We start from the raw sequence: 14,374 nt of genomic DNA, 5'->3' as shown, positions 1-14,374 counted from the left end.
CGCCGAGGAGCCCGCGGCCGTGGTCGAGCAGAGCCGCCAGGGAGCCGCGGCCGTGGTCGTGCAGAGCCTCATGAGGGCTCTCACCGCTCTCGCCCGCCGTGGGTCACGACCGCACAGCGAGCGTCGAGGCGCCCGAGGGAAGTCGCCGGACCTCGATCCGCTCCGGGATGCGGTCCTTGAGCTCGGTCACGTGGGAGACGATCCCGACCGACCGCCCGCCCTCGCGCAGCCGCCCCAGCTCGGTCATGACGGTATCGAGCGTGGCGGGGTCGAGCGAGCCGAACCCCTCGTCGACGAAGAGGGTGCCGAGCTCGACGCCCCCCGCCTCGGAGCGCACGACGTCGGCCAGCCCGAGCGCCAGGCACAGCGAGACGTAGAACGTCTCGCCGCCCGACAGCGTGTGCGGGTCGCGCGGGGACTCGGTGACGTGGTCGCGGACCTGGAGCCCGAGGCCGGCCTTGCGCGAGCGCTGCCCACCCTCGCGCTCGTCGATGCGTTCGAGGGCGTAACGGCCGTCCGACATCAGCGACAGACGGTCGTTGGCGGCCGCGACGACGTCCTCGAAACGCCGCAGCAGCACGAAGGTCGCCAGGGTCGTGTCGAGCTCGTTGCCCTCGCCCGCGGTGGCCAGGGCCGCGGTCCGCAGGACCGGGGCCGCCTGCCGGAGCCGTTGCTCGTGCGCCGTCAGGGTGGCGAGCAGCGTGTCGGCGGCCGCCCGCACCTGCCGCGCCCGCACGCGGTGCTCGCGCGCCGCCCCGGTGGCGTCGGCGAGGACGGCCATGGCCTGCTGGTGCGCCGACTCCGCACCGGGGACGTCGGCCTTCTCGTCCCCGGACAGCGCCGCGACCGCCGGTTCGCCGAGGCCGGCTCGGACTCGGGCCGCATCGTTGTCGTGGCGTCGGACCCGCTCGGCGAGGACGCGCTGGTCATCGGCGGTGAGGATCGCCCCACGGACGGCGGCGACGTCGGCCAGGTCGGCCTCGGTGAGGGCCGCGGTCAGGCGTGCGGCGGCATCGTCGGCGGCCTCGGCCGCGCTGGTCCGCTCCTGGGCCGCCTCCAGCAGCGCGTGGGCGGTCTCGGCCCGCTGCTGCAGCTCCGCCGCTCGGTGGGTGACGGACGTGGACCCGCCGCGGCCGCGCTCGCACCGCGCCCGGTCGGCGGCGAGCTGCTGGTCCTGCTGCGCCAGCCGCGCCGTGAGGCCGGCCTGGTCGGCGCGGGCGGCTGCGAGACGTCCCGTGAGGCTCGCCGTCTCGGCGTCGTGGTCGGAGAGGTCCTGCTCGAGCTGCGCCGAGCGCAGGATGGCTGCCATCGCCGCGTCGACGGCACCTGCCGCCGTCATGCACCGCTCCTGGGCGGCCTCGACGTCCAGCCCCTCGGCCGCGGCTCGCAACGCGTGCAGCTGCTCGGTCACGGTGGTGAGCCGGGTGCGTGCCTCGCCGAGGGAACGGTCTGCCTCCTCGCGGGCCGTGGTGGCGACCTCGACGTCCTCGTCGGTCGCGTGCTCCGGCGACGGGCGGGCGGGCGCGGGGTGCTCGGGCGAGCCGCACACGGCGCAGGGCCGGCCGTCCTGCAGGGTCCCGGCCAGGGCACCGGCGATCCCGGCGACCCAGCGCCGACGCACGGTGTGCTCTGCGTCCGCCGCGGCGGCGCACCGGGCGGCAGCGGCTGCCACCGCTGTCTCGGCCGTGGCGACGTCCCTCGCGCGCTCCCGGGCTGCCCGGGCGGCCTCGAGCACGGCGTTCGCGGCTGTGGCGTCCGCCTGCGCCCCGGAGTGCCGGGCGCCGGCGTCCCGGTAGCCGCCGAGCTCGTCGTCTATCTTCGCCCGGGCGGCCGGGCGTAGCTCGAGCGCCGCCTGGTCCTCCGCCGTGCGGGCGAGCGCTCTCTCCAGGCCGGCACGGTCCGCGGCGAGCCGCTCCTGCCGTGCGGGGAGGCCGGCCTCGAGGGTGACGAGCTCGGTGACCGCACCCAGCTCGGCGGTTGCCGCGTCGCACGCTGCGCGCAGCGCGAGGGAGTCCAGCGGAGCGAGGTCTGTGTGCGTGCCGGACCGGACGGTGGCCAGAAGGGAATCGTGCTGCTGCTGGGCGCGCTCGACGCGTGCGGTGGCGCGTTCGTAGGCACCGGCGGCCCCGGTGACGGTCGCCGCGCGGCGGGCGAGCTCCAGGCGTTCGGTGTCGGACCTGATGCCGGGCTCGGCCGCGGTCAGCGTCTCCAGCTCGACGAGGAGCGCGGACCGACGTCGCAGCTGCTCGGCGAGGGCACGCTGGGCGTCGAGCCGCGACCGGGCGGAGCGTTCGGCGGCGGCCGCCGCCGTGCACCGGGCGTCCTCCTGGTCGGCCCGTTCCTCGACCTGCTTGCACACGGTCCCGGTGAGGGCGGTGAGGGTGTCGCCGTCGAGCGTCGCGGGGTCCTCGAGTGCGGGCCCCTCCTCGAGCGCGGCTGCCGACGCGAACGCGCGCGCCGCCGCGCCGATGTCGTCGGTTGCCCTGTCGAGCTCGGTGCGGGTGGTTCGAGCCATCTCGGCGAGCTGCTTCTGGAGCTTCTCGTACACCTCGGTGCCGAAGACGTCCTGCAGCACCGCCCGCCGGTCCTCCGGCCGTGCGCGCAGGAACGACGCGAACTGCCCCTGCGGGAGCACGACGGTCTGGGTGAACTGGGCCCGGTCGAGCACCACGATGCGTCCGAGCTCGCCACCGACCTCCTGCACCTGCGCGGAGACCGGCTCGCCTACGTCATCCGCGCCGCTCAGGCGCCACAGCTTGGCGCGGGCGTTCTGCGTGGTGAAGCCGCCGCCACGCTTCTTGGGCCGGAGGAACTTCGGCGAGCGCCAGACGCGGTATATCCCGGCCGCGGTGGAGAAGGTCAGCTCGACGAACGGCTCGACCTCGGGGTCGGCGTGGTCGGAGTGGAGGCGGTCGTCGGACGACTCACCGCCGGCGACCCCGCCGTACAGGGCGAACACGACGGCGTCGATGATGGTGGACTTGCCCGCCCCGGTCGGCCCCTCGAGCAGGAAGAGCCCGCCGGCCGAGAGCGCGTCGACGTCGACCGTGTGCCGGCCGGGGAAGGGACCGACGGCCTGCAGGGTGAGTCGATGGATCCGCATCAGGCGCTCCGTTCCGTTGCCAGGACCCGTTCGTACGCCTCTCGCACGACCGCGAGCTCGGCCTGCTCGGCGGGACGGCCACCGGCGGCGAGCAGGAACTGTGCGGCCACCTCGAGCGGGTCCTGCGCCGCGGTGACGGCGACCGCCCCCGCCCGCTCACGCAGCGTGGCCGGGACGTGCTGGACGACCAGGGCGTGGGGGAAGCGTGCGGCGACCCGGGCCCACATCTGCTCCGGGCGCACGTCATCGGTCACGGTGACCCGCAGCCAGTCGTCGGTGCGGTCGTCGAAGGTGCGGCCGAGGAGCTGCTCCAGCGTGCCCGTCACGTCGCCGAGCCGTCGGGCCACCGGGGTGGGGACGAGCTCGGTCCCGCGGACGCCGTCGGGTCCGAGCTCCACCAGCGCGGTCGACTTGTGGTGGCGCGCCTCGGAGAAGGAGAAGGCCAGCGGGGAGCCTGCGTAGCGCATCACCGGGTCGACGCCGTCCCGGCCCACCCGCTGCGGGCCGTGCAGGTGGCCGAGCGCCACGTAGTCGAGGCCGGACGGGTCGCCGAACACGCCGGACGGCACCTGGTCGACCCCGCCGACGCGGATGTCCCGCTCCGACTCGCTGGCGTCGCCCCCGGTGACGAACGTGTGCGCGAGCAGCACCGCCGGCACCCGGGCGCCGCCGCCGGCGCGGCGCGGGTCCAGGTCCGCCCGGACGCGGCGCAGGGCGGCGGCCGTGACGGCCTCGTGCGACCTGGCCGGGCGGACCTGGCGGCCGTGCTCGTCCCGCTCCGGCCCGGCGAGCGCCTCGCGCGTCATGTCGGGGTCGAGGTACGGAAGGGCGTAGACGAGGGCGCCGGTGGCGCCGTCGACGTCCGGCAGCGCAACCGGCCTTCCCAGATCGGCGACGGCGGATCGCACCACGAGACGGTCGCGGAAGAGGCCGGCACCGAAGCCGAGCCGGGTGGCGGAGTCGTGGTTGCCGGGGGTGAGCACCACACGGGTGGTCTCGGTGAGCCTGGTGAGCGCGTCGGAGAGTAGCTCCACCGAGGCCACTGGCGGGACCGCCCGGTCGTAGACGTCTCCCGCGACCAGCACCGCGTCCACCTTCTCGGCACGCACGAGCTCGACGAGGTGGTCGAGGAACGTGGCGTGGTGCTCCTGGAGGTCGACCCCGTGCAGGGTGCGGCCCAGGTGCCAGTCCGAGGTGTGCAGGATCCGCATGACACCGAAACTAACCGCGGGTACCGACATCGCCCGTGAGGCTGTGGAGGAGTGTCGCCCACAGCTGCCCTGTGGTCGCAACGGGCTCCCGCACGCGGCGTGATCCAGACGGTCGACCAGTGACTCGGCTCAGTCCCGGTGTGCGCGCCGCCGAAGGACTCGTCGCCACCACGGCGGCCGGGTCTTGCCCGTCGCGTTCTCGCCGCCGTCGGGGCGTGCGGGTGACGTGGCGCCGTCGGGAGGTGCGGGTGACGTGCCGCCGTCGGGTTGTGACGGGGTGGCACCGGCCGCGGCAGCGGTCCGCCCGGCACGCCAGCCGCGGACGACCGTCTCCACGTCGGCCGGGCCGACGGGCACCACCGGCCCCGACGGCGTGCGGATCCACGCGGCCACGCGCTGGTTCACCTCGCGGACCGTCTCGCGCACGGCGTCCTCCGACGGCAGGTCCCGGACGGTCTCCGGCAGGGCGGCGACCTCCTTGCGCAGCTGCAGCGCCGGCGGGAGGAGCGCGTCGGCGGGCAGGCCCTCGTCGGCGAGCTTTCGCCGGATCCACCAGTTCTCGTCGTGCGGACCGTCGACGTCGGGCAGCGGTTTGCCGGCGCCGGGGAGGTTGTCGAACTCCCCGCGCTCCTGCGCCTGGCGGACGAGCTGGTCGACCCAGTTCCCCACCGGCAAGTCGGCGGGCCTGCGCTCGGTCATACCCCGAGTGTGCCGCCCGAGCCCGACGCACCGCGACCCAATAGGCAATGCCGCTGTCCGGCGTCGGCGAGGTCTCCGAGGCTACGCTTGTGGCTATGGCCACCTCGATCGACGCCGGTCTTGCGCGGCTTCGTGCCGCTGCCGACCAGGGCGAGCTTGAACGGCTATGCATCCGCCGAGACGTCGATCTTGTCGTGCTTTTCGGTAGTGCCACGCGCCAGCCCGCGACCGCGGCGGATATCGACCTGGCCATCAGGTTCGAGCACGGCCGCACCGGCGATCCGGCGGCCGTCGTCACCGACCTGATCCATCTCACCGGCTCCGACGCGATCGACGTCATGGACCTTCGCCGTGCGGGCCCCGTGGCCCGGTTCGAGGCTCTGGGCCGGGGTGTCGAGCTGCTTTACGAGGCGGATCCGAGCATTTTTGCCGAGGCCCAGATGTTCGCCGTCCGCGACTATCTCGATACGAAGCCGCTGCGCCGCGCCCAGCTGGAGCTGATGGGCGCGTGAGCCCCAAGGACCTCCGGCCGGACGTCCTGGCAGTGCGTCTGCGCACCATGAAGGAGCTCATCGCGGACCTCGATGCTGCCGGAGAGATGTCCGTCGCCAGGTCGGGTTCGTCCGGCACGTGAGCCGGTGGCTCAGTGCCCGGTCGTCGGACGCGTAGCGGTCAGTCCTCCTGCGCGGCCAGCTGCTCGAGCACCGCGTCGTGGAGCAGGCCGTTGGTCACCACGGCGCTGCCGCCCCAGGGGCCGTCCGCGCCGTCCAGGCTCGTGAACCGTCCGCCGGCCTCGGTGACGATGGGCACGAGCGCGGCCATGTCGTACACCTCCAGCTCAGGCTCGCACGCGATGTCGACGGCGCCCTCCGCGGCGAGCATGTAGGACCAGAAGTCGCCGTACGCGCGGGTGCGCCACACCTGCTGCGCGAGCCCCAGGAACGAGCGGAGTGAGCCGCGCTCGGCCCAGCCGTCGAGCGAGGAGTAGCTCATCGAGGCGTCGGCCAGCTGCGAGACCTTCGAGACGTGGAGCTGGCGAGCCGCGGAGAGCGACCGTCCGGTCCACGCGCCCGAGCCGAGCGCCGCCCACCAGCGCCGGTTCAGCGCAGGTGCCGAGACGACGCCGAGCACCACCTCACCGTCCTCGACGAGACCGATGAGCGTGGCCCACACCGGCACGCCGCGCACGAAGTTCTTGGTCCCGTCGATGGGGTCGACGACCCACTGGCGCTGGGAGTGCCCGGTGGTCCCGAACTCCTCGCCGAGCACGGAGTCGCGCGGCCGGGTGCGGCTCAGCTGCGCCCGGACGATCTCCTCGGCGCTGCGGTCCGCGTCGGTGACGGGGCTCAGGTCGGGCTTGGTCTCCACCGTGAGGTCCTGGGCGCCGAAGCGGTGCATGGTCTGCCCGTCGACCTGGTCGGCGATGACGTGCGCCAGGCGCAGGTCGTCGGTGTGGCGGCTGGCGCCTTGCACAGTCATGACGGGCACCGTATCGCGGCCCCGCGCCGCAGCGGCGACGGCGCTCCGCCGCCCGGGCGGCACGTGCTCAGTGCGCGCCCCACACGGTCCCGACCGCGTCGAGCACGGTCACCTCCGCCTGGTCCGTGGGGCAGTCCGCCCCGGCGTCGACCTCGTCGGCGGGCACGGGGATGCCCGTGCCCGACAGCTGCTGGCCGACCGCGACGTTGCGGAGCTCGGGGAGCATGATCCGGCCGTCGGTGCCGAGCCCCGTCCCCGCGGGCCACACGACCAGCCGGAGCTCGTCGCCGTCCTCGAGGCCGACGCAGCCGGCGTCGTCGACGGCCACGGTGCCGCTCACCGCGTTGCCGGGCTCGCCGACGAGGTCGGTCGCGGTCAGGACGGTCAGGCCGCCGGCGCTCACCGAGGTGTATCCCTGCTCCGCCTCGGCGCAGCCGGCCAGGGCGAGCAGTCCGACCACCAGCACGACCCGGCAGCGTCTCACTCCGACGCACCGATCTTGGCCGCCAGCAGCCGCCGGAAGGAGGCGAGCCGAGCCCTCCCGGCCGGTCCCGCGTCCCCGCGGGCCGCCCACTCGTCCAGGGCGCAGTCGGGTGCGTCCTCGGCGTGGCTGCAGCCGCGTGGGCAGTCCGCGGCGACGGCCGAGAGGTCCGCGAAGGCCGCCAGCAGGTCGTCGGCGCCGATATGGCTCAGACCGAAGGACCGCACGCCCGGGGTGTCGATCGCCCAGCCGCCGTCCGGCAGCGCCAGCGCGACGGCCGAGGACGACGTGTGCCGGCCCCGTCCGGTGACCACGTTGACGCCGCCGGTCGCCCGTCCGGCGTCGGGCACCAGGGCGTTGACGAGGGTGGACTTGCCGACCCCGGAGTGACCGATCAGCACCGAGGTGCGCCCCGCGAGATGCTCCTGAACCGCCTCGAGCCCGCGGATCTCGTCCCCGACGATCGAGGTCACCAACGCCGGCACCGCCAGCGCCTCGTACTGGGCCAGGAAGGCGGCTGGATCGGCCAGGTCGGCCTTCGTCAGGCACAGCACCGGCTCCATGCCCGCGTCGTAGGCCGCGACCAGGCACCGGTCGACCATGCGGGGACGCGGCTCCGGGTCGGCCAGCGCGGTCACGATGAGCAGCTGGTCCGCGTTGGCGACGATCACCCGCTCCACCCCCGCGCCCTCGCCGTCCTCGGCCGAGCGGCGCAGCGCGGAGCTGCGCTCCTCGACCCGCACGATCCGGGCCAGGGTGTCCTTGCGGCCGGAGACGTCACCGACCACCCCCACCCGGTCCCCGACGACGACGGCGGAGCGGTCGCCGCGCCCGAGCTCTCGTGCCTTCATCCCCACCACGGGCGTGCCCGCGTCGGTCAGCAGCTGGTAGCGGCCGCGGTCGACGCCGGTGACCATCGCGCCGACCGCGTCGGCGTGCTCGGGACGGGTCTTCGTCCGGGGCCGGGTGCCGCGGGGGTTGGGGCGCACCCGCACCCGTGCGTCGTCGGTGCCCGTGTCGCGTGCCACCGGCAGGGCCCTCAGTCCGCCCTGACCCGCTGCGCGACCATCGCTTCCCACATGACGGGGAAGTCCGGCACGGTCTTGGCGGTGGTCGCGATGTCCACCACCTGCACGCCGGGTACACGCAGGCCGAGGATGGTCGCGAACGTCGCCATCCGGTGGTCGGCGTAGGTCTGCACGATGCCGCCGTGCAACGGCGCCGGGTCGATCTCGATGCCGTCGTCGGTCTCCCGGGCCCGGCCACCGAGCCGGGTGATCTCGGCGACGAGGGCGGCCAGGCGGTCGGTCTCGTGCCCGCGCAGGTGGGCGATGCCGCGCAGCCGTGAGGGGGTCTCGGCGAGCGCGCACAGCGCGGCGATCGTCGGGGCGAGCTCGCCCACCTCGTGCAGGTCGGCGTCCAGGCCCAGGATCGCGCCGTCGGCCGGGCCGGTGACCGCCAGGACGCCGTCGTCGCCGAGCACGACGCCGGCCCCCATCCGCGCGAGCAGGTCCCGCAGCGCGTCCCCGCCCTGGGTGGTCGTCGCCGGCCACCGGGGCACCCGCACCGTCCCGCCGGCGGCGAGCGCGGCGGCGAGGAACGGCCCGGCGTTCGACAGGTCCGGCTCGACGACGACGGTCCCGCCGGCGACCGGTCCGGGATGGACACGCCAGCGGGTGGGTGCCGTGCCGGTCTGCCCGCCCGCGGGGCCGCCGTCGGCGTCGAGCTCCTCGACGGTGACGCCGCGCTCGCGAAGGACCGCCACCGTCATGTCGATGTGGGGGAGCGACGGCAGCGTCGCGCCGGTGTGCCGCAGGTCCACCCCGAGGTCGTAGGCGGGGGCGGCGAGCAGCAGGGCCGAGACGAACTGGCTGGAGCCGGACGCGTCGACGTCGACCGAGCCGCCGGGCAGCGAGCCGGTGCCGTGGACCGTCAGCGGCAGGACGGCGGCGCCGCCCGGCCCCTCCGCGGCCTCGATCGCGGCGCCGAGGTCCCGCAGCCCCTGGACGACGGGTGCCATCGGGCGCTCGCGTGCGCGCTCGTCGCCGTCCAGGCGCACCTCGCCGTCGGCCAGGACGGCCAGGGCGGGGACGAACCGCATGACCGTGCCGGCGAGCCCGCAGTCCACGGTGGCCGGGCCGCGCAGCGGGCGTGCCGTGACCCGCAGGTCGGCCCCGTCCGCGCCGGTGGCCTCGACCTGTGTGCCCAGCGCACGCAGCGCACCGACCATGAGGTCGGCGTCGCGCGAGTGCAGCGGTGCGACGAGCTCGGTCGGGGTCTGCGCGAGCGCGGCCAGCAGCAGGTAGCGGTTCGTCAGCGACTTCGAGCCGGGCACGTCCACGACGGCGTCCAGCGGCCCGGCGGCGACCGGGGCGGACCAGGGATCTTCAGCGCGGGTCATGCCCCGAGCGTAGTCAGTCCTTGTAACGCTCCTTGAGCGCGGTGCGGGTCTCGCGCAGATCGGCCCGGTGCTCGCGGGCGTTGCCGATCCGCCAGCCCAGCGAGGGCTTGCCGGCGAGGTCGGCCGCCGCGAGGAGGAGACCGCCGCCGAGCCCGACGCCCCGCAGCAGGCCGGACAGGTAGCGCTTGCGCTCCTCCTTGTCCTTCGCGTCCCACACCGGGTTGTTGATCACGGTCATCGGGATGTTGACGATGGCCAGCGTCAGCGCGGCGGACCGCGGACGACGCCCGGTGGCCAGCAGGAGACCGGAGACGACGGAGACGGCGCCGGCGACCCTGGTCAGCATCTTCGCGTCCCCAGCCAGCGCCGGGGGCACACCCGCCTTCTCGAGGTAGCCCTGGACCTTCTTGAACCTCGCCGCGTGCTCGTCGGGATGCCGGAGCGCGTCGATCCCGTCGACCACGAAGACGGAGGCGAGCATCGGTCGGGCGAGGAGTCGTGTGGGGCTCATGTCACATTGCTACCGCAAACGCGGCGTCGGGGCGAGCGCTGGCGGGCCCCCTCCGGGGCCGTCGAGAGCGCGGGCGGGAATCAGCCGCGCGGGTCCGGAATGCATGGCCGGTCGCAGTGGTTGTACCCGTCGTGACCGTCATCGCCCTGGACCCGACCCCGCGTACCGCGACCCTGCTCGCGCCGTGGGCGCCCGACCTGCCGAAGTCGCGACGCGGACTAGGCTCGTGGGTGATGACCGAGAGCCACGAGGGAGACCTCGACCGAGCGCCCGAGGGTGAGTCCGACGCCGAACGGTCGCTGCGCTTCGAGAACGAGGCGCTGCCGTTCCTGGACCAGCTCTACGGCGCCGCGATGCGCATGACGCGCAACCCCGCGGACGCGGAGGACCTGGTGCAGGAGACCTTCGCCAAGGCCTACGCGTCCTTCCACCAGTACCGGCCGGGCACGAACCTCAAGGCGTGGCTGTACCGGATCCTGACGAACACCTTCATCAACACCTACCGCAAGAAGCAGCGGGAGCCGCTGCAGTCCGACGCCGAGCAGGTGGAGGACTGGCAGATCCACCGTGCGGCGTCGCACACCTCCTCCGGGCTGCGCTCGGCGGAGGCCGAGGCGCTGGACCTGCTGCCCGACTCGGAGATCAAGGACGCGCTGAACCAGCTCCCCGAGGACTTCCGCATCGCGGTGTACCTCGCCGACGTCGAGGGCTTCGCGTACAAGGAGATCGCCGAGATCATGGGCACACCTATCGGGACCGTGATGTCCCGGCTCCACCGCGGCCGACGACAGCTCCGCGAGCTGCTCGTCGACCACGCCCGCGAGCTGGGGATCAGGACGGAGGCCAAGGCATGACCGACGAGAACGCCCACCTCGTCGACCGGGCCGAGGAGGCGCTGCGCCGCCGCGCCCGGCCCGGCTCGGTGTGCAGCTGCGAGGAGCTGCTCGATCACCTCTTCGAGTTCCTCGACTCCGAGCTGGACGAGGACCAGTACGCTCGTTTCCGCGCGCACGCCGCCGAGTGCCCCACGTGCACCGAGGCCGCGGACGCGGAGCAGCACATCAGAGCACTCGTGCGCCGGTCGTGCGCCGAGGTGGCGCCGAGCTCGCTGCGCGTGCGCGTGCAGTCCCAGCTGACGGTGCTGCGGGTCAACGGCATCCGCACCGCCGACTGAGCGCCCCCTCTGACGCCACCGGCCGCACCAAGTCTGACGCGTCACGGGCCGCGCCTGCTCTGACGCGCCACGGGCCGCGCCTGCTTGACGTGCCACGGGCCGCGCCCGGTGCGAGGCGCCACGGGCCGCGCCCGGTGGGAGGCGCCGCTGGCCGGTCTGACGTGCCAGGGCTGCGCCCGGTGCGAGGCGCCGCCCTCGGCAGCCAGACCGGCAGGTCGAGCTCCGGGCAGCCGGGGATGGCGACCAGCGGCGCGCGCTGCGTTGGCCCGCCGATCTGTGGGACGATGGGCGGCGAGAAACGGCCGTCCGCCGGCGGCCGAGACGAGAGATCCGGGAGATCACCATGAGCAAGCGCGGTCGCAAGCGCCGGGCCCGCAAGAGCGGCGCCGCCAACCACGGCAAGCGCCCCAACGCCTGAGTCCTGCCGGGCGTACGCCCACAGGCTCGACGGGCCGGTCACCGCACGGTGGCCGGCCCGTCGGCATCCCCGGCCGACGGCCCGCCGTCGCGTTCCGCACACCGACCGTCGCGTTGTCCGCGCCGTCGTCGGGTTCCTCCCACCGACGGTCGCGTTGTCCGCGCCGACGTCGGGTTCCTCCCACCGACCGTCGCGTTGCCCGCGCCCACCGGAAACTTGACCGCCGATCTGGTCGCTATAGCGACCAGATCGGCAGTCAAACGGCCCGGCGCCTCGGTGGGCCACGCACCGTGACGGCACGGCCGAGCGCGTTCGGTGGCCGCGCATGGTCGGGGTGCCACCATGCACCGCGCCGTGATGGCACGGCCCAGCGCCGCGCATGGTCGGGGTGACAGCGCTGCGCGCCGTGCAGGGAAGGCCGAGCGCCGTGCCTGGTTAGGGTGTCGGCCATGCGCTGCGCCTACGCCCGGAGCCAGGACCCCGACGACCCGCTCGCCGGCCTCGTGGTCGGTGACCTGCCCGAGCCCGCCGCGCCCGAGGGCTGGACGAGCGTCACAGTGCGCACCGTCGCCCTCAACCACCACGACCTGTGGTCGCTGCGCGGGGTCGGTCTGCCCGGCGACCGGCTGCCGATGATCCTCGGCACCGACGCCGCCGGAGTCCTGGACGACGGCACGGAGGTCATCGTCCACTCGGTGGTACCCAGCCCCGGTTGGCAGGGCGAGGAGACCCTCGACCCCCGGCGGACGCTGCTCTCGGAGCTCCATCCCGGCACGCTCGCCGAGCGGGTCAGGGTCCCCGCCCGCAACGTGGTGCCGAAGGACCCGGCGATCTCCTGGCCCGAGGCGGCCTGCCTGCCGACGGCGTACCTGACCGCCTACCGGATGCTCTTCGACGCCGCGGCGCTGCGCCCCGGGCAGACGGTCCTGGTCCAGGGCGCCGGCGGCGGGGTCGCGACCGCCGCGACGGTCCTGGCCCGTGCGGCAGGGCTGCGCGTCTGGGTGACCTCGCGCAGCGACACCAAGCGCGCCCGCGCCCTCGAGATCGGGGCGCACGAAGCCTTCGAGACCGGGGCGCGGCTGCCGGAGCAGGTCGACGCCGTCCTCGAGACCGTCGGCGAGGCGACCTGGTCGCACTCCCTCAAGGCGCTGCGCCCGGGCGGCACCGTGGCGGTGGCCGGTGCGACGTCGGGCGCCATGCCACCCGCGGACCTCAGCCGGATCTTCTTCCGCTCGCTGCGCGTGGTCGGCACGACCATGGGCACCCGGGACCAGCTCGTCGCGCTCCAGCAGATGCTCCTCGCGACCGGCGCCCGGCCGGTCATCGACTCCGTCGTCCGCCTCGACGACGTTCCCGCGGCGCTGGGCCGGATGGCCGACGGCGACGTCGTCGGCAAGGTGGTCGTCGAGCTCGACGCGTAGGGTCGGAGCATGGCTACCCGCTCCTGGATCGTCCCCGGCCCCTCCCAGCACGACGTCGAGCACGTCGCCTCGCTGCGCGTCCAGCTCGTCGCCGGCGCCGTCACCGTCGTCGGTCACGACGCCGAGCACGTGCACGTCGAGGTCACCGAGGTCGCCGGCAACCCGCTCGAGCTCGACGTCGAGGGGGACCGGCTCACGATCGGCTACCCCTTCCTGGGCTGGGACGGCTGGGTCAAGCGGCTGCGCTCGTACCGCTCGGCCGACACCGCCCGGCTGACCGTGCACGTCCCGCGCGGCACCGCCGTCGCCGTCGCCACGGCCGTCGCCGACGCCACCGTGAGCGACCTGACCGAGGACACCTCGCTCATCACCGCCAGCGCCCACCTGCGGGTCACCGGGTGCCAGGGCGCCACCTCGTTGAAGTCCGCCTCCGGTGCCGTGGACGTCCTCGGGCACGACGGGCCGGTGCGCGTCTCCACCGCCGCCGGGCGCACCACGCTCAGCGGCGAGCTGCCGCGCGTCGAGGTCACCAGCGTCGCCGGCGCCGTCAGCGTCAGCACCACGGCACCGACCTCGATGGTCGACCTCGCCACGGTCTCCGGTGCCATGCGCGTGAACCTCCCGGCCGGTGCGGGCGTGTCGCTGACGGCGCGGGGCGTCACCGGACCGGTGCGCCTCGACGGCGTCGACCACCGTGCGGGCGGGCTGTCGGCCACCACCGTCGAGGAGCGATCCGAGGCGGGCATCTGCTTCCTCACCACCCGCACGGTCGCGGGATCGCTGGACGTCACCCGGATGCCGGCGGCCGTCACCGACGCACCGGCATGACGGCCGACGACGGCCGGCTCGCCCCCGTCGAGGGCGTCGCCGACGACACCGTCGCCTCCTTCCGGGCCCAGGTGTCCCAGGCGGCCCGCGACCGGGCGGGGAGCTGGGACGCCGTCGCCGCCGTGCTCGAGCCGCCCGACGAGCGGCTGGCCGAGCTGCTGCGCAGCGGTGAGCTGTCGACCACTTGGCGCCTGGGCGCGCGGTGGCTGGGGGAGGACGCCGAGCTGTTCACGTCCGACCTCATGAGCCTCGACGTCTACGCCCGCGGGTCACGTCGGCGCAGCGTCGCGGACGACCTCGCCCGGCTGCGCGCCGATCACGCGGAGCTCGTGGGTGCCGGCGCCGCCGTCGCCGGGCACGTCCGGGCCGTCGCGGAGCTGTGCCGGCGCGAGGCGGACGCCTGGTCCGCGGGTGACATGGCCGGTGGCAAGGAGCTGCGGGCAGCGGAGCGTGCCCTGATCGAGGAGCAGCTGGTCACGGTGCTGCCCGACCTGGCAGGGCGCCTGGCCACCGGCGCGAGCGCGAAGGTGTGGCGCACGCTGGGCCGCGTGGTCCTCGCCGTTCTGTCCGTCGAGAGCGGACGCGACTACCGCCGGGAGGTCCTCGGCGGGGACGGCGACTGACCGTCGTGCCCGCCGCCGGCTGCGC

16 protein-coding genes are annotated in these 14,374 nt (G+C 74.7%); 8 read left to right on the top strand and 8 right to left on the bottom strand.

Annotated elements, in window-relative coordinates; all coding sequences use genetic code 11:
- Positions 1-103: 103 nt before the first annotated feature.
- From GD748_RS16695 to GD748_RS16685, 3 genes are all read right to left on the bottom strand, one after another.
- On the bottom strand, positions 104-3,103 hold the full coding sequence (locus GD748_RS16695; protein ID WP_152196365.1) for an AAA family ATPase: 3,000 nt from the start codon (positions 3,101-3,103) through the stop codon (positions 104-106).
- Entirely contained in the window at positions 3,103-4,314 is a 1,212-nt protein-coding gene (locus GD748_RS16690) for an exonuclease SbcCD subunit D (protein WP_152196364.1), read from the bottom strand. Before GD748_RS16690 ends, GD748_RS16695 begins: the two co-directional genes overlap by 1 nt.
- Before the next feature lie 129 nt (positions 4,315-4,443).
- Complete coding sequence (locus GD748_RS16685) at positions 4,444-5,013, bottom strand: DnaJ family domain-containing protein (RefSeq protein WP_152196363.1); 570 nt, start codon at positions 5,011-5,013, stop codon at positions 4,444-4,446.
- 95 nt (positions 5,014-5,108) lie between these two features.
- On the opposite strand from GD748_RS16685, the gene GD748_RS16680 reads away from it, so the two are divergent.
- Together GD748_RS16680 and GD748_RS20150 are read left to right on the top strand one after the other, a co-directional pair.
- A complete protein-coding gene (locus GD748_RS16680; protein WP_152196362.1) occupies positions 5,109-5,525 on the top strand; it encodes a nucleotidyltransferase domain-containing protein in 417 nt (138 codons plus the stop codon).
- Entirely contained in the window at positions 5,522-5,647 is a 126-nt protein-coding gene (locus GD748_RS20150; protein ID WP_264372486.1) for a hypothetical protein, read from the top strand. The genes GD748_RS16680 and GD748_RS20150 overlap by 4 nt, the downstream gene beginning before the upstream one ends.
- Before the next feature lie 38 nt (positions 5,648-5,685).
- Here the strand turns inward: GD748_RS20150 and hisN are convergent, their stop codons facing one another.
- The 5 genes from hisN to GD748_RS16655 form a co-directional block, all read right to left on the bottom strand.
- Positions 5,686-6,492: a histidinol-phosphatase gene (hisN, locus tag GD748_RS16675; RefSeq protein WP_152196361.1), complete on the bottom strand. Its 807-nt coding sequence runs from the start codon at positions 6,490-6,492 to the stop codon at positions 5,686-5,688.
- Positions 6,493-6,559: 67 nt separating this feature from the next.
- Positions 6,560-6,958, bottom strand: a complete 399-nt coding sequence (locus GD748_RS16670) for a hypothetical protein (protein ID WP_152196360.1) — start codon at positions 6,956-6,958, stop codon at positions 6,560-6,562.
- Between the two features lie 14 nt (positions 6,959-6,972).
- Positions 6,973-8,001, bottom strand: a complete 1,029-nt coding sequence (gene rsgA, locus GD748_RS16665) for a ribosome small subunit-dependent GTPase A (RefSeq protein ID WP_226921501.1) — start codon at positions 7,999-8,001, stop codon at positions 6,973-6,975.
- A gap of 11 nt (positions 8,002-8,012) precedes the next feature.
- Positions 8,013-9,374 carry a 3-phosphoshikimate 1-carboxyvinyltransferase gene (gene aroA / locus GD748_RS16660; protein ID WP_152196359.1) on the bottom strand — a complete coding sequence of 454 codons (1,362 nt, stop codon included), beginning with the start codon at positions 9,372-9,374 and terminating at the stop codon, positions 8,013-8,015.
- A gap of 13 nt (positions 9,375-9,387) precedes the next feature.
- The gene (locus GD748_RS16655; RefSeq protein WP_152196358.1) at positions 9,388-9,885 is read right to left on the bottom strand and encodes a DoxX family protein; all 498 of its coding nucleotides are present in this window, start codon (positions 9,883-9,885) and stop codon (positions 9,388-9,390) included.
- A gap of 233 nt (positions 9,886-10,118) precedes the next feature.
- On the opposite strand from GD748_RS16655, the gene GD748_RS16650 reads away from it, so the two are divergent.
- From GD748_RS16650 to GD748_RS16630, 6 genes are all read left to right on the top strand, one after another.
- Positions 10,119-10,739, top strand: coding sequence for a sigma-70 family RNA polymerase sigma factor (locus GD748_RS16650; protein ID WP_152196357.1), 621 nt, complete (start codon positions 10,119-10,121; stop codon positions 10,737-10,739).
- Entirely contained in the window at positions 10,736-11,059 is a 324-nt protein-coding gene (gene rsrA / locus GD748_RS16645) for a mycothiol system anti-sigma-R factor (protein WP_152196356.1), read from the top strand. The genes GD748_RS16650 and rsrA overlap by 4 nt, the downstream gene beginning before the upstream one ends.
- A gap of 343 nt (positions 11,060-11,402) precedes the next feature.
- Positions 11,403-11,477, top strand: a complete 75-nt coding sequence (locus tag GD748_RS20280; protein ID WP_405002699.1) for a 50S ribosomal protein bL37 — start codon at positions 11,403-11,405, stop codon at positions 11,475-11,477.
- Between the two features lie 449 nt (positions 11,478-11,926).
- Positions 11,927-12,898 carry a zinc-binding dehydrogenase gene (locus GD748_RS16640; RefSeq protein WP_152196355.1) on the top strand — a complete coding sequence of 324 codons (972 nt, stop codon included), beginning with the start codon at positions 11,927-11,929 and terminating at the stop codon, positions 12,896-12,898.
- A gap of 9 nt (positions 12,899-12,907) precedes the next feature.
- Positions 12,908-13,726 carry a DUF4097 family beta strand repeat-containing protein gene (locus GD748_RS16635; RefSeq protein ID WP_152196354.1) on the top strand — a complete coding sequence of 273 codons (819 nt, stop codon included), beginning with the start codon at positions 12,908-12,910 and terminating at the stop codon, positions 13,724-13,726.
- Complete coding sequence (locus GD748_RS16630; protein ID WP_152196353.1) at positions 13,723-14,349, top strand: hypothetical protein; 627 nt, start codon at positions 13,723-13,725, stop codon at positions 14,347-14,349. The genes GD748_RS16635 and GD748_RS16630 overlap by 4 nt, the downstream gene beginning before the upstream one ends.
- Positions 14,350-14,374: the final 25 nt, after the last annotated feature.

This window comes from Georgenia subflava (genome assembly GCF_009193155.1).
Classification (GTDB): domain Bacteria; phylum Actinomycetota; class Actinomycetes; order Actinomycetales; family Actinomycetaceae; genus Georgenia; species Georgenia subflava.
The sequence above is the reverse complement of the archived record's forward strand: the minus strand, read 5'-3'. Positions and strand labels throughout refer to the sequence as shown.

What these genes read in the sequence shown, in the direction of transcription:
- GD748_RS16695 (WP_152196365.1), bottom strand. Translation starts at nt 3,103, where the DNA reads ATGCGGATCCATCGACTCACCCTGCAGGCCGTCGGTCCCTTCCCCGGC.
- GD748_RS16690 (WP_152196364.1), bottom strand. Translation starts at nt 4,314, where the DNA reads ATGCGGATCCTGCACACCTCGGACTGGCACCTGGGCCGCACCCTGCAC.
- GD748_RS16685 (WP_152196363.1), bottom strand. Translation starts at nt 5,013, where the DNA reads ATGACCGAGCGCAGGCCCGCCGACTTGCCGGTGGGGAACTGGGTCGAC.
- GD748_RS16680 (WP_152196362.1), top strand. Translation starts at nt 5,109, where the DNA reads ATGGCCACCTCGATCGACGCCGGTCTTGCGCGGCTTCGTGCCGCTGCC.
- hisN (WP_152196361.1), bottom strand. Translation starts at nt 6,492, where the DNA reads ATGACTGTGCAAGGCGCCAGCCGCCACACCGACGACCTGCGCCTGGCG.
- aroA (WP_152196359.1), bottom strand. Translation starts at nt 9,374, where the DNA reads ATGACCCGCGCTGAAGATCCCTGGTCCGCCCCGGTCGCCGCCGGGCCG.
- GD748_RS16655 (WP_152196358.1), bottom strand. Translation starts at nt 9,885, where the DNA reads ATGAGCCCCACACGACTCCTCGCCCGACCGATGCTCGCCTCCGTCTTC.
- GD748_RS16650 (WP_152196357.1), top strand. Translation starts at nt 10,119, where the DNA reads ATGACCGAGAGCCACGAGGGAGACCTCGACCGAGCGCCCGAGGGTGAG.
- rsrA (WP_152196356.1), top strand. Translation starts at nt 10,736, where the DNA reads ATGACCGACGAGAACGCCCACCTCGTCGACCGGGCCGAGGAGGCGCTG.
- GD748_RS16640 (WP_152196355.1), top strand. Translation starts at nt 11,927, where the DNA reads ATGCGCTGCGCCTACGCCCGGAGCCAGGACCCCGACGACCCGCTCGCC.
- GD748_RS16635 (WP_152196354.1), top strand. Translation starts at nt 12,908, where the DNA reads ATGGCTACCCGCTCCTGGATCGTCCCCGGCCCCTCCCAGCACGACGTC.
- GD748_RS16630 (WP_152196353.1), top strand. Translation starts at nt 13,723, where the DNA reads ATGACGGCCGACGACGGCCGGCTCGCCCCCGTCGAGGGCGTCGCCGAC.